The 12,663-nt window shown below is 62.1% G+C and carries 11 protein-coding genes; 9 read left to right on the top strand and 2 right to left on the bottom strand.

What is annotated here, in order from left to right; all coding sequences use genetic code 11:
• Positions 1–4: 4 nt before the first annotated feature.
• A complete protein-coding gene (locus J1N02_RS01455; RefSeq protein WP_162844266.1) occupies positions 5–163 on the bottom strand; it encodes a hypothetical protein in 159 nt (52 codons plus the stop codon).
• Positions 164–403: 240 nt separating this feature from the next.
• On the opposite strand from J1N02_RS01455, the gene J1N02_RS01450 reads away from it, so the two are divergent.
• From J1N02_RS01450 to J1N02_RS01440, 3 genes are all read left to right on the top strand, one after another.
• Complete coding sequence (locus tag J1N02_RS01450; RefSeq protein ID WP_108572703.1) at positions 404–2,521, top strand: TonB-dependent receptor family protein; 2,118 nt, start codon at positions 404–406, stop codon at positions 2,519–2,521.
• Between the two features lie 231 nt (positions 2,522–2,752).
• Positions 2,753–3,295 (top strand): sigma-70 family RNA polymerase sigma factor, encoded by a 543-nt coding sequence (locus J1N02_RS01445; RefSeq protein WP_092357440.1) that lies wholly within the window; start codon positions 2,753–2,755, stop codon positions 3,293–3,295.
• The gene (locus tag J1N02_RS01440; RefSeq protein WP_092357438.1) at positions 3,292–4,224 is read left to right on the top strand and encodes a FecR family protein; all 933 of its coding nucleotides are present in this window, start codon (positions 3,292–3,294) and stop codon (positions 4,222–4,224) included. The genes J1N02_RS01445 and J1N02_RS01440 overlap by 4 nt, the downstream gene beginning before the upstream one ends.
• Here the strand turns inward: J1N02_RS01440 and J1N02_RS01435 are convergent.
• On the bottom strand, positions 4,221–6,038 hold the full coding sequence (locus tag J1N02_RS01435; RefSeq protein ID WP_092357436.1) for a sigma-54-dependent Fis family transcriptional regulator: 1,818 nt from the start codon (positions 6,036–6,038) through the stop codon (positions 4,221–4,223). The two genes, J1N02_RS01440 and J1N02_RS01435, sit on opposite strands and share 4 nt — an antisense overlap.
• A 262-nt stretch (positions 6,039–6,300) precedes the next feature.
• Between J1N02_RS01435 and J1N02_RS01430 the strand changes: the two genes are divergently transcribed.
• The 6 genes from J1N02_RS01430 to J1N02_RS01405 are packed head-to-tail and all read left to right on the top strand — an operon-like array spanning position 6,301 to position 12,224.
• Positions 6,301–7,395: an ABC transporter ATP-binding protein gene (locus J1N02_RS01430; RefSeq protein ID WP_027607299.1), complete on the top strand. Its 1,095-nt coding sequence runs from the start codon at positions 6,301–6,303 to the stop codon at positions 7,393–7,395.
• Positions 7,395–8,492: an ABC transporter ATP-binding protein gene (locus tag J1N02_RS01425; RefSeq protein ID WP_092357434.1), complete on the top strand. Its 1,098-nt coding sequence runs from the start codon at positions 7,395–7,397 to the stop codon at positions 8,490–8,492. The genes J1N02_RS01430 and J1N02_RS01425 overlap by 1 nt, the downstream gene beginning before the upstream one ends.
• Positions 8,489–9,355, top strand: a complete 867-nt coding sequence (locus J1N02_RS01420; protein ID WP_025858174.1) for a carbohydrate ABC transporter permease — start codon at positions 8,489–8,491, stop codon at positions 9,353–9,355. Before J1N02_RS01425 ends, J1N02_RS01420 begins: the two co-directional genes overlap by 4 nt.
• Positions 9,356–9,365: 10 nt before the next feature.
• Positions 9,366–10,166, top strand: coding sequence for a carbohydrate ABC transporter permease (locus J1N02_RS01415; RefSeq protein ID WP_003174634.1), 801 nt, complete (start codon positions 9,366–9,368; stop codon positions 10,164–10,166).
• Between the two features lie 10 nt (positions 10,167–10,176).
• Entirely contained in the window at positions 10,177–10,449 is a 273-nt protein-coding gene (locus J1N02_RS01410; protein ID WP_027607297.1) for a DUF2160 domain-containing protein, read from the top strand.
• A gap of 32 nt (positions 10,450–10,481) precedes the next feature.
• Complete coding sequence (locus tag J1N02_RS01405) at positions 10,482–12,224, top strand: ABC transporter substrate-binding protein (RefSeq protein ID WP_092357432.1); 1,743 nt, start codon at positions 10,482–10,484, stop codon at positions 12,222–12,224.
• Positions 12,225–12,663: the final 439 nt, after the last annotated feature.

Genomic DNA, 12,663 nt, shown 5'->3' with positions numbered 1-12,663 from the left:
TGGCCTACGCCCGGCGTGTATCGCTGGGCGTTGCGGCGTGGGTGGTAAACACCGCCAACCCTGCGCGCGCTGCGTACATCGCCCACATCAACTCGGCCGCAGCACGTGCCTGGCGGCGTTTGCGGTGGAGGGTAAAGTCGATGACGGTGGCGGATGCAGGCATGGGAGGCGATCTCGTAGGTGACTCGATGGCTCCACAGTAATGGGTACTGGTTATTTCTTTAAATACTGAGTTTGCATGTATTAATTCGATTTTGGACTTAAAAAATAAATCCGGTCCGACGCTGTTGTGGGAAGCGTCTGGTCCGTTATCAAGGCGTGACTTGGCGGGCATCGTTGTCTTCCCATCACTGTTCGCGTGACGGCCCAGCCTTTCACGCCCCCGAATTCCAAGGATCCGCCCATGCTGCTGCGCCCACCTCCGTTCCTGTTTGCCGCCCTGACCTTTAGCTCCCTGGTGCACGCCGAAGACCTGCAATTGGCACCGGTCGAAGTCACCACGCCCGAGGCCGGCGCCGGCGAAGTGGCCCAGGCGCAGCTCAAGAGCGTGCCCGGCGCCACCAATTACATCGACATGAGCAGCGTGCAGCAGGGGCGGGTGAGTACCAATGAAGACGTGTTCAAGTACCAGCCGGGTGTGTATGCCAAGGCGGCGAATAACGAAGGGGTGAAGCTGTCCATTCGCGGTTCGGGCTTGAACCGCAGCCCAGGAGCCCACGCCTCCGGGCTCTATGAGATGTTCGATGGCTTGCCGCTGACCGGCCCCGGCGGCACCCCTTATGAACTCAAGGACCCGCTGTGGCAAAGCCGCGTCGAGGTGCTGCGCGGCGCCAACGGTTTTGATCAAGGCGCGTTGGCCCTGGGCGGCGCGGTCAACTACGTGACCCATACCGGCTACGATGCGCCCAAGCTGCAAGTGCGCTACGAAGCCGGCAGCCGTGGCTATGCCCAGCGCGAGATCAGTTCTGGCCAGGTGCTGGGGGATGCCGACTACTACTTCAGCCTCACCGACTCGGAATCCGACGGCTACCAGCGCCAGAGCGCCGCCACCGGCAAGGGCATGGCCGCCAACTTCGGCTACCGCTTCAACCCGGACCTGGAAACCCGCTTTTATTTCCGCTACCGCGAAACCACCAACGACACCCCCGGCAAACTCACCCGCGCCCAGATCAGCCACGACCCGCGTGCCGCCAACAGTCTCAACGTTGCCCGCGATTCCAAGCGCCTGCAACCGGGTTCCACCTGGATCGCCAACAAGACCACCTTGCAGTTGGACGACAATTCGCGCCTGGAAGTCGGGCTGGCCTATCACGATTACCCGATGGACCTGCGCGAAGGCACCAACCGTCTCAAGGTGGCCTACACCGATATCAGCAGCACCCTGAATTACATCCGCCAGGACACGCTGTTCGGCCACGACAGCAAAACCACCCTCGGCCTGCGCACCACCCAGGCGATGCCCAACAACGGCACGTCGGAATACGTGCGCACGCCGGCCGGCAACACCGCAACCTATACCCCCGGCACCAAGACCCGCGACTACAGCTACCTGGGGTCCGACACCGTGCTGCATATCGGCAACGACCTGGAGCTGGTCCAGGACCTGTGGCTGACCACCGGCCTGGCCGCGATCTACACCCGCCGTGAGACCCAGGTCACCTATCCCGAAGGCCAGGCACCGCTCAGCCAGCATGACTGGGACTACGCGCCGCGCATCGGCCTACGCTATGACTTCACCCCGCAGCTGCAGGTGTACGGCAACCTGAGCCGCTCGGTCGAGCCGCCGCATGCGTGGTCGATGATCTGGGGTTCCAACAAGTACTTTCCAGCGGGCAGCGGCCCGGCCACTGGATTACAGCGCGAAGGCGTCAGCCTGAAAAACCAGACCGCCACCACCCTGGAAATCGGTGGCCGTGGCGAAGCATGGCTCGGCCAGTGGGACCTGGCGCTGTACCGCTCCGAAGTACGCCATGAACTGCTCACCGTGGAAACCCGGGCCCAGACCTCGACCAGCAATGCCATCCTCGCCGAATCCAACGCCAGCCCCACGGTGCACCAGGGCGTGGAACTGGGCCTGCTCAGCCCGCTGTGGGACGGTGGCCGCAGCGGTAAGCTCGACCTGCGCCAAGCCTATACCTTCAGCGACTTCCACTACCGCGACGACGACCGTTTCGGCGGCAACCGCTTGCCGGGCATCCCCCAGCACTACTATCAGGCGCAACTGCGCTATAGCCACCCGACGGGTTTCTACACCGGCCTCAATACCGAGTATTCCTCACGGGTGGCGGTGGACTACGCCAATTCCTATTACGCCGCGTCCTACACCCTTCTGGGCGCGACCTTCGGCTACGACGCACCCAAGCAGGACTGGCAAGCCTGGGTCGACCTGCGCAACCTCACCAACCGTCGCTACGCCAACACCGTCACGCCGGGCTACGACGACAAGGGCCTGGATGTCGCACGCTCAACCCCGGCCGATGGCCGCGGGATCTACACCGGTGTCTCATGGAGCTGGCGCTAAGAGGACACACAGTTACCTGCTGCATGGAGATCAAACTGTGGGAGGGGGCTTGCCCCGATAGCGGTGTATCAGCGACAGATAAGCTGACTGACCCACCCTCTATCGGGAGCAAGCCCCCTCCCACAGTTGATTCATGGTGCTTTCAGCGCTTGTGCGCCCCTTGCCCCACTATCGTTTTACTGGCATTGTTTGCGCAATTGGTAACTCTTCCCATTTGAGACTCTTTTGCGCATGCATGATATTCCGGCCGCGCTGGGCGATTCAGTGCGTCAGCAGACCCTTACGGCGATGTACCGCGAGCACCACGGCTGGTTGCAAGGCTGGCTGCGCAGAAAACTGGGGTGTTCCCAGCACGCCGCCGACCTGGCCCACGATGCCTTCATCCGTGTGCTGATGCTGGCCGAGCCGCAAAATATCCAGGAACCCCGGGCCTTCCTGGCCACCACGGCGGGGCGCCTGCTGATCGATGGCGCCCGGCGTCGACGCATTGAAAAAGCCTACATGGAAGCCCTGGTGATCCAGGGCGAGGATGCCGGCATGCCCGACCCGGCCGCGATCCATGTGGCCCTGCAAGCCCTGGAACGCATCGCCGAAATGCTTGCCGGCTTGCCCGCCAAGGCTCGCGAAGCCTTCCTGTTGAGTCGCCTCGACGGGCTGACCTACAGCGAAATCGCCACGCGCCTGGAGGTGTCCGCCAGCACTGTCAAAAACTACATCTCCAGCGCCCTGGTGCACTGCTACCACAGCCTGCACGCGGCAGACCCGCTGGCATGAGTTCCGAACAGATCATCCAGCAAGCGGCGAATTGGCTGACCCGCCTGCACGACGAAGAGGTCAGCGACGCCGAGCGTCAGGCCTTCAACGCCTGGTGCCAGGCCGACCCTCGCCACGCGGTTGCCATCGACCGCATGCGCGCGCTGTGGGGCAGCCTCGATGCCTTGCCTGCACAACCCGCACGCGTGGCCCTGAACCGCGCATTTGCCCCGCGTCGCGCGCGCGGTGCCCAGGCGATGGGCGTGCTCGGCGTATTACTCTGCGGCTGGCTGGGCCTTACGCACCTGCCGGTGTGGATGGCCGACCAGCGCACCGACGTGGGCGAGCGGCGCCAGATCGCCCTTGAAGACGGCAGCCAGTTGCAACTCAACAGCAACTCGGCGGTGGACGTGAAATTCGACGGCCACCAACGGGTGATCGAACTGCTGCAAGGCGAACTCTGGGTCGACGTGGCCAAGGATGCGCAACGGCCCTTCGTGGTGCGTACCGACCAAGGCACGGCGACGGCATTGGGCACGCGTTACCTGGTCAAGCGTGCGCCAGACGGCACCACGGTGGTGACGGTGATCGAGTCCACCGTGGCAGTCAAAGGTGACAGCAGCGAAGGCGTCAAGGTCGCCGCCGGCCAGCGCTCGATCCTCGACCATGGCCGCGCCCAACCGCCCCAGGCCACCGACGACACCGACCCGGACGCCTGGACCCGTGGCCTGCTCAAGGTCAACGACCAACCCCTGAGCGAAGTGCTGCAAACCCTGGCCAGCTACCGCCACGGCCTGCTGCGCTTCGACCCCCAGGCCTTGCAGAACCTGCGGGTGACGGGGGTGTTCAAGCTGGATGACACGGCGGCGGCGCTGTCGACCCTGGCGGATAACCTGCCGATCCAGGTGGAGTACTTCACCGACCTGCTGGTGGTGGTCAAGCCGCGCTAGCGTTCGTTCTGGCGCAGGCGCTTGTACAGGGTGTTGCGGCTCACGCCCAGCTCCCGCGCCAGGTGGGAAATATTCCCGCCGGCGGCCTTCAAGCGCTGGGTCAGGTCGATGCTGGCATCCAGGTGTTCACTGGCGGGCAGTGGCGCCGTCAGGTTCAAATCGACAAAAAAATCGTCCGGCAGATGCTCCGGACGGATCGGCTGTTCCTCGGCCATCGCCAGCGCCACCTGCAGCACGCTGCTCACCTGGCGCAGGTTGCCGGGCCACGGGTGCTGTTCGAACAGCGCCAGCACCTCGGCGCTGAGCCCGGCCCATTGGCTTGGCTCCCGGTGTTGCTGCCACAGCTGCTGGAACAGCGCCCGCTTGTCGCTGCGCTCGCGTAACGGCGGCAATTCAAGGGTCAGGCCGCCGATGCGGTAGTACAAGTCCTCGCGAAAGCGCCCGGCCTGGACCTGCTCGCGCAAGGCTCGGTTAGTGGCCGAGATGATGCGCAAGTCCACCGGGAACAACTCGCTGCTGCCCACCGGTTGCACGCAACGTTCCTGCAATACCCGTAACAGGCGCGCTTGCGTCGGCAGCGGCATATCGCCGATTTCATCGAGGAACAGCGTGCCCTTGTCGGCCTTGCGGATCAGGCCGATGCTGCCTTTCTGGTTGGCGCCGGTGAACGCGCCTTTTTCGTAGCCGAACAGTTCCGATTCCACCAGCTCGGCGGGAATCGCCGCACAGTTCACCGCGATAAACGCCTGCTGGCTGCGGGAACTGGCCTGATGCAGGGCCTTGACGAAGACTTCCTTGCCCACCCCGGTTTCCCCGTGGATCAGCAGCGGGATGTCCTTCTCCAGCAGGCGCTCGGCCTGGCGCACGGCTTTTTCCACGCGCACATCACCAAAGTGCAAGGTCTTCAGGCCAATCGCGGCGGGCTTTGGCGCAATGGGCTCGCTGAACACGCGGGCCTGCACCGGCATCTGCTTCGGCCGCTTCAGCAGGCACTGGAAGCGATTGCGTCCGGCCGCCTGCAGCGAAAAGGGCAGGCCCTCCGGCTGATTGAGCAACTCCAGCAGCGACACCTTGAACAGACTGTCGATCATCACCCGCGACAGACTGATGCCCAGCAGGTTGTCGGCCCGGCGGTTGGCCGAGAGCACCTGGCCGCTCTCGTCAAAGATCAGCAGGCCCGCCCATTGGCTGTCGAGGTTGCTCAGGCCGGTGTTGAAGGTCAGCTGGAAGTGTTCGCCGCGAAACAGGTTGAGGATCAGCCGGTTTTCCACGGTCTGGCTCATCATCTTGACCATGCCCAGGGTGTGGGAGGGCGGCAGGTAGCTGTCGCTGGAGACATCCAGCACCGCGATGATTTCGCGCTGGGCATCGAAGATCGGCGCTGCCGAGCCGGTCATGAAGCGGTTGGCCTTGAGGAAGTGTTCGTCATGTTCGATATGCACCGCCTGGGCGCAGGCCAGTGCGGTGCCGATGGCATTGGTGCCGCTGGAGCGCTCCATCCAGCTGGCGCCGGCGCTGAACCCTCGGGCCAGCTTGGGCTCGATAAAGCGCTGGGTGCCCCAGCTGGTCAGCACCTGGCCCTGGTTGTCGGCCAGCATGATCAGGCAGTTGGAATTGCTCAGGATGTTTTCGTAGTAAGGCAGGACTTCCTGGTGCGTGGTCTGCACCAGGGAATGCTGGCTTTCCAGCAATTGGCTGATGCCCTCGGCGGGCAGTTGATCGAAGCTGGGCGTGCTCTGGTGGTCCAGGCCGAAGGCGCGGCAACGGCGCCAGGATTCCTGGATAAGGGTGTCGTGAGCCAGGGGTTCGGCCATGGGGCGACCTTCTTTTTATTGTTTTGGGGTCTTGCACAATCAACGGATGCAACGAAGTCAATCGGGTTCAAAGAGTGTTGTTCATAACTGTTCATTGTCAACCCCCGGATTGTTCAGTTGTTCAGCCAGACCTGTTCATTTCTGTTCGCTCCTGAACATCACGTTCAATCCATTTCCTTGCGGATCAAGCACCTGCCGTTTTTGGCATGAAACTCGCTCTGACGACTGGCCAGATTCATTCCAATAATAAAAAGGTCGTGTCATGTCATTGACCCTGGAACATGTCTCCCGCGTCGTCGAAGGCCAAACCTGGATCGACGACGCCAACCTGCGCTTCGAAGCCGGCTCCTTCAACGTTCTGCTGGGCCGCACCCTGTCCGGCAAGACCAGCCTGATGCGCCTGATGGCGGGCCTGGACAAGCCCGACAGCGGGCGCATCCTAATGAACGGCGTGGATGTCACCCACAAACCGGTGCGCCTGCGCAACGTGTCGATGGTGTATCAGCAGTTCATCAACTACCCGACCATGACCGTGTTCGAAAACATCGCCTCGCCGCTGCGCCAGGCCGGTGTGTCCAACGAGCTGATCCAGAGCAAGGTGCTGGAAACCGCGCGGATGCTGCGCATCGAGAAATTCCTGCAACGTCACCCGCTGGAGTTGTCCGGGGGCCAGCAGCAACGCACGGCCATGGCCCGCGCGTTGGTGAAAGATGCCGAACTGATCCTGTTCGACGAGCCGCTGGTGAACCTGGACTACAAACTGCGCGAAGAGCTGCGTCAGGAAATGCGCGAGCTGTTCAAGGCGCGGCACACCATCGCCATCTACGCCACCACCGAACCGAACGAGGCCCTGGCCCTGGGCGGCACCACCACCATTCTTCACGAAGGCCGGGTGATCCAGAGCGGCAAGGCTGCCGAGGTGTATCACCAACCACAAACGGTGTTGGCCGCCGAGCTGTTTTCCGAGCCGCCGATCAACCTGATGCCGGGACGTATCAGCGGTAACGAGGTGAGCTTCGCCAATTTCGTGCACTTCCCGCTGAACGTCGACCTGCGCCCCATCGGCGAAGGCGAATTCCGCTTTGGTGTGCGCCCCAGCCATATCAGCCTGGTGCCGAGTAACGACGACGACCTCGAACTGGCGGTGACCGTGGAAGTCGCCGAGATCAGCGGCTCGGAAACCTTCCTGCATGTGCGCAGCGAGCACTTCCTGCTGGTGCTGCACCTGCCGGGGGTACATGAGTACGACGTCGACGCGCCGATCCGTGTGTACATCCCCACCCATAAACTGTTTGTGTTCGATGGCCAGGGCCGTTTGGTCCAGGCCCCCGGGCGCCGCGTCGCGAGGGTTGCCTGATGGCCGAGATCCATTTGCAGAACCTGGCGCACAGCTACAGTCCCACGCCGAGCGGCCCTGAGGACTACGCTATCCGGGCAATGAATCACGTGTGGGAGCAGGGCGGTGCCTACGCCTTGCTCGGGCCGTCGGGCTGCGGCAAGTCGACGTTGCTCAACATCATCTCCGGCCTGCTCAGCCCGTCCGAAGGGCAGGTGCTGTTCGATAGCAAAGTGGTCAATGACCTCACCCCGGAAAAACGCAACATCGCCCAGGTGTTCCAGTTCCCGGTGGTGTACGACACCATGACCGTGTTCGATAACCTGGCCTTTCCCCTGCGAAACCAGGGCATGGCCGAGGCGAAAATTCACAGCAAGGTGCAGGAAATCGCCGAAGTCCTCGACCTGCAAAACCTGCTGAGCAAAAAAGCCCGCAACCTCACCGCCGACGAAAAACAGAAAGTCTCCATGGGCCGTGGCCTGGTGCGGGATGATGTGTCGGCCATCCTCTTTGACGAACCGCTGACGGTGATCGACCCGCACCTGAAGTGGAAGCTGCGGCGCAAGCTCAAGCAGATCCATGAGCAGTTCAATATCACCATGGTCTACGTCACCCATGACCAGCTTGAGGCCTCGACCTTCGCCGACAAGATCGCGGTGATGTACGGCGGGCAGATCGTGCAGTTCGGCACGCCCCGTGAGTTGTTCGAGCGGCCCAGCCACACCTTTGTCGGCTATTTCATCGGTAGCCCTGGGATGAATCTGATCGAGGTGCAGGCCGAGGCCGGTGGTGTGCGCTTTGCCAGCACGCTTCTGCCGTTGTCCGAGGCCTTGCAGCAACGCATTGCCGGCAGCGACTACAAGACGCTGCAGGTGGGGATCCGCCCGGAATTCATTCACGTATGGGACGAGTACAACCCTGACGCCCTGCAAGCCGATGTCACTCACCTCGAAGACCTCGGCACCTACAAGATCATGACCCTCAACCTTGACGGCGCCACCCTCAAGGTGCGCCTGGCCGAAGACAAACCGGTGCCCGAGGGCAGGGCGTCCATCAGCTTTCCCGCGCAGTGGCTGATGGTGTATGCCGACGACTACCTGCTGGAGGTGCAGCCATGAACAAGGTGCAGAACAACAAGGCCTGGTGGCTGGTGTTGCCGGTGTTCCTGCTGGTGGCGTTCAGTGCGGTGATCCCGATGATGACGGTGGTCAACTATTCGGTGCAGGACATCTTCGACCAGTCCAGCCGCTACTTTGTCGGCGCCGACTGGTACAAGCAGGTGCTGCTCGACCCGCGCCTGCATGACTCGCTGCTGCGCCAGTTCATCTATTCGGCCTGCGTGCTGCTGATCGAAATTCCCCTGGGCATCGCCATCGCCCTGACCATGCCGACCAAGGGCCGCTGGTCGTCGCTGGTGCTGATCATCCTCGCCATTCCGCTGCTGATTCCGTGGAACGTGGTGGGCACCATCTGGCAGATCTTCGGCCGCGCCGATATCGGCCTGCTGGGCTACAGCCTCAACGCCCTGGGCATCAGCTACAACTACGCGGCCAACACCATGGACGCCTGGGTCACCGTGCTGGTGATGGACGTGTGGCACTGGACCTCACTGGTGGCGCTGCTGTGTTATTCCGGGCTGCGAGCGATCCCGGATGTGTACTACCAGGCGGCGCGTATCGATCGGGCCTCGGCGTGGGCGGTGTTCCGGCATATCCAGTTGCCGAAGATGAAAAGCGTGCTGCTGATCGCGGTGATGCTGCGCTTCATGGACAGCTTCATGATCTACACCGAGCCCTTCGTCCTCACGGGGGGCGGGCCGGGTAATGCCACGACGTTCCTCAGTCAGACGCTGACCCAGATGGCCGTAGGCCAATTCGACCTGGGCCCGGCGGCGGCGTTTTCCCTGGTGTACTTCCTGATCATCCTGTTGGTGTCCTGGCTGTTCTACACCGCCATGACCCACTCCGACGCCAACCGCTGAGGCCGCCAACATGAGCAAGCGCAAGGTTATTCCGCTGCTGATCTACATCCTGTTCCTGCTGGTGCCGATCTACTGGCTGCTGAACATGTCCTTCAAGAGCAACACCGAAATCCTCGGCGGCCTGACCCTGTTTCCGCAGGATTTCACCCTGGCCAACTACAAGGTGATCTTCACCGACCCGAGCTGGTACACCGGTTACCTCAACTCGCTGTACTACGTGAGCCTGAACACGGTGATTTCCCTGAGCGTGGCGTTGCCGGCAGCCTATGCCTTCTCGCGCTACCGCTTCCTGGGTGACAAGCACCTGTTCTTCTGGCTGTTGACCAACCGCATGGCGCCACCGGCGGTGTTCCTGCTGCCGTTTTTCCAGCTGTATTCGTCCATCGGCCTGTTCGACACGCACATCGCCGTGGCCTTGGCCCACTGCCTGTTCAACGTACCGCTGGCGGTGTGGATCCTGGAGGGCTTCATGTCCGGGGTGCCCAAGGAAATCGACGAAACCGCCTACATCGACGGCTATAGTTTTCCCAAGTTCTTCGTGAAGATTTTTATCCCGTTGATCGGCTCCGGCATCGGTGTGACCGCGTTTTTCTGCTTCATGTTTTCCTGGGTCGAGCTGCTGCTGGCGCGCACCCTGACCTCGGTCAACGCCAAGCCCATCGCGGCGGTGATGACCCGCACGGTGTCGGCCTCGGGTATCGATTGGGGCGTGCTGGCAGCGGCGGGGGTGTTGACCATCCTGCCCGGCATGCTGGTGATCTGGTTTGTTCGCAACCACGTGGCCAAGGGCTTTGCCCTGGGCCGGGTCTGAGGAGTCGATGATGGAATGGATGGCCTGGACCACCCCTACTGCACTGTTCTTTGGCGGCATTGCCCTGATTCTGGCGGGCATGACCACCTGGGAGCTGCGCTCGCCGAGCATCCCGCGGCGCGGCGTCCTGCCGATCAGCACCACCCGTGGTGATCGCTTGTTTATCGGTCTTCTCGGCAGCGCCTACCTGCATTTGCTGGTGATCGGCGTTACCGACTGGAGCATCTGGGTAGCGTCCGCGCTCTCCCTGGTATGGCTGTTGAGTGTGATGCGTTGGGGCTAGTGCCCTTATGAATAAACAACCAGGAGGTCTCTATGTTGAATAAGAACAATAAGCTGCGACATAGCATTTCATTGGCCGCCGTACTGGCCCTCAGCGGTTTGAGCGCTTCGGCCTGGGCTGATGCGTATGAAGATGCGGCGAAGAAATGGATCGGCAGCGAGTTCAAGCCGTCGACCCTCACGGCCGACCAGCAGCTTGAGGAGTTGAAGTGGTTTATCAAGGCCGCCGAACCGTTCCGTGGGATGAAAATCAACGTGGTATCGGAAACCCTCACCACCCACGAGTACGAATCCAAGGTACTGGCCAAGGCCTTCAGCGAAATCACCGGCATCAAGCTGACCCACGACCTGCTGCAGGAAGGCGACGTGGTGGAGAAACTGCAAACCCAGATGCAGTCCGACAAGAATATCTATGACGGCTGGGTCAACGATTCCGACTTGATCGGTACGCACTTTCGCTATGGCAAGACCGAATCCATCACCGACCTGATGGCCAACGAAGGCAAGGCCTTCACCTCGCCCACCCTGGATATCAAGGACTTTATCGGCATCTCCTTCACCACCGCGCCGGACGGCAAGATCTATCAGCTGCCCGACCAGCAATTCGCCAACCTCTACTGGTTCCGCGCCGACTGGTTCGAGCGGCCGGAACTGAAAGCCAAGTTCAAGGAAAAATACGGCTATGAACTCGGCGTGCCGGTGAACTGGTCGGCCTATGAAGACATCGCCAGATTCTTCAGCGAAGACGTCAAGGAAATCGACGGCAAGCGCATCTATGGGCACATGGACTACGGCAAGAAAGACCCGTCCCTGGGCTGGCGCTTCACCGATGCCTGGTTCTCCATGGCCGGCGGCGGCGACAAGGGCCTGCCCAACGGTTTGCCGGTGGACGAGTGGGGCATCCGCGTGGAGGACTGCCACCCGGTAGGCTCCAGCGTCACCCGTGGCGGCGACACCAACGGCCCGGCGGCGGTGTTCGCCACGCAGAAATACGTGGACTGGATGAAAGCCTATGCGCCACCGGAAGCGGCGGGCATGACCTTCTCCGAATCCGGCCCGGTGCCGTCCCAGGGCAACATCGCCCAGCAGATCTTCTGGTACACCGCGTTTACCGCCGACATGACCAAGCCGGGCCTGCCGGTGGTGAATGCCGACGGCACGCCGAAATGGCGCATGGCGCCGTCGCCGGTCGGGCCGTATTGGGAAAAAGGCATGAAGAAGGGGTACCAGGACGTGGGTTCCTGGACCTTCCTCAAGTCCACCCCGGAGAAACAGAAACTCGCGGCCTGGCTCTACGCGCAGTTCGTCACCTCGAAAACCGTGTCCCTGAAGAAAACCATCGTCGGCCTGACGCCGATTCGTGAGTCCGACATCAACTCCCAGGCCATGACCGACATGGCGCCGAAACTCGGTGGCCTGGTGGAGTTCTACCGCAGCCCGGCGCGGGTCGAGTGGACCCCGACCGGTACCAACGTGCCGGACTACCCACGTCTGGCGCAACTGTGGTGGAGCAATATCGCCGCCGCCGCCAGCGGCGAGAAAACCCCGCAACAGGCCCTCGACAACCTGGCCAAGGAGCAGGACGCGATCATGACGCGCCTGGAGCGCTCCAAGGTGCAGCCGGTATGCGGTCCGAAAATGAACCCCGAGCGTGATGCGCAATACTGGTTCGACCAACCGGGTGCGCCGAAACCGAAACTGGCCAACGAGAAACCGAAAGGCGAGACCGTGGCCTATGGCGACCTGCTCAAGCAGTGGGAGGCAGCGCGTAAGTAAACGTGCCGGGGCGTCGAACACAAAACGGCACCCAGGTGCCGTTTTGTTTTGGTGCAAACATAAAGGCGCAGCTCTGTGACCGATGACGCGCGGTGGTCAGGTAATCCTGAGTATGGGTGTCTACACAATTTTCATTGGTCTGTGGCGAGGAAGCTTGCTTCCGTGGCGGCCTTCGGGCCGACCATGTATTTGGAGTTGACCGAGTACATATCCGTTGCTGCGGTCACGGCTGCCTACGGTTCCGCTCTTACAGCGGGTCACTTTTGGAAAGACCCAAAAGTAACCAAAAGGTCTTCGCCCCAACACTCGGCACCTCGCCTAGGCTCGGTGTGCCCTCACTCCGGCTTTGGAGCGTGGGCCGCCGCGATGGGCCATCCCTGGCCCAGCGCGGCTAACCCGGCGTCCTGCCGGGTTACCCACGCTCCAAAGCCTGCGTTCG

The sequence above is a fragment of the Pseudomonas sp. NFX5 genome, assembly GCF_049132125.1.
Classification (GTDB): Bacteria; Pseudomonadota; Gammaproteobacteria; order Pseudomonadales; family Pseudomonadaceae; genus Aquipseudomonas; species Aquipseudomonas marginalis.
This window is presented reverse-complemented; position numbering and strand designations above follow the sequence as displayed.

Excerpts from the sequence above, each read along its gene's own strand:
- J1N02_RS01435 (WP_092357436.1), bottom strand. The coding sequence starts at position 6,038 with ATGGCCGAACCCCTGGCTCACGACACCCTTATCCAGGAATCCTGGCGC.
- J1N02_RS01420 (WP_025858174.1), top strand. The coding sequence starts at position 8,489 with ATGAACAAGGTGCAGAACAACAAGGCCTGGTGGCTGGTGTTGCCGGTG.
- J1N02_RS01430 (WP_027607299.1), top strand. The coding sequence starts at position 6,301 with ATGTCATTGACCCTGGAACATGTCTCCCGCGTCGTCGAAGGCCAAACC.
- J1N02_RS01410 (WP_027607297.1), top strand. The coding sequence starts at position 10,177 with ATGGAATGGATGGCCTGGACCACCCCTACTGCACTGTTCTTTGGCGGC.
- J1N02_RS01440 (WP_092357438.1), top strand. The coding sequence starts at position 3,292 with ATGAGTTCCGAACAGATCATCCAGCAAGCGGCGAATTGGCTGACCCGC.
- J1N02_RS01445 (WP_092357440.1), top strand. The coding sequence starts at position 2,753 with ATGCATGATATTCCGGCCGCGCTGGGCGATTCAGTGCGTCAGCAGACC.
- J1N02_RS01450 (WP_108572703.1), top strand. The coding sequence starts at position 404 with ATGCTGCTGCGCCCACCTCCGTTCCTGTTTGCCGCCCTGACCTTTAGC.
- J1N02_RS01455 (WP_162844266.1), bottom strand. The coding sequence starts at position 163 with ATGCCTGCATCCGCCACCGTCATCGACTTTACCCTCCACCGCAAACGC.
- J1N02_RS01415 (WP_003174634.1), top strand. The coding sequence starts at position 9,366 with ATGAGCAAGCGCAAGGTTATTCCGCTGCTGATCTACATCCTGTTCCTG.
- J1N02_RS01405 (WP_092357432.1), top strand. The coding sequence starts at position 10,482 with ATGTTGAATAAGAACAATAAGCTGCGACATAGCATTTCATTGGCCGCC.
- J1N02_RS01425 (WP_092357434.1), top strand. The coding sequence starts at position 7,395 with ATGGCCGAGATCCATTTGCAGAACCTGGCGCACAGCTACAGTCCCACG.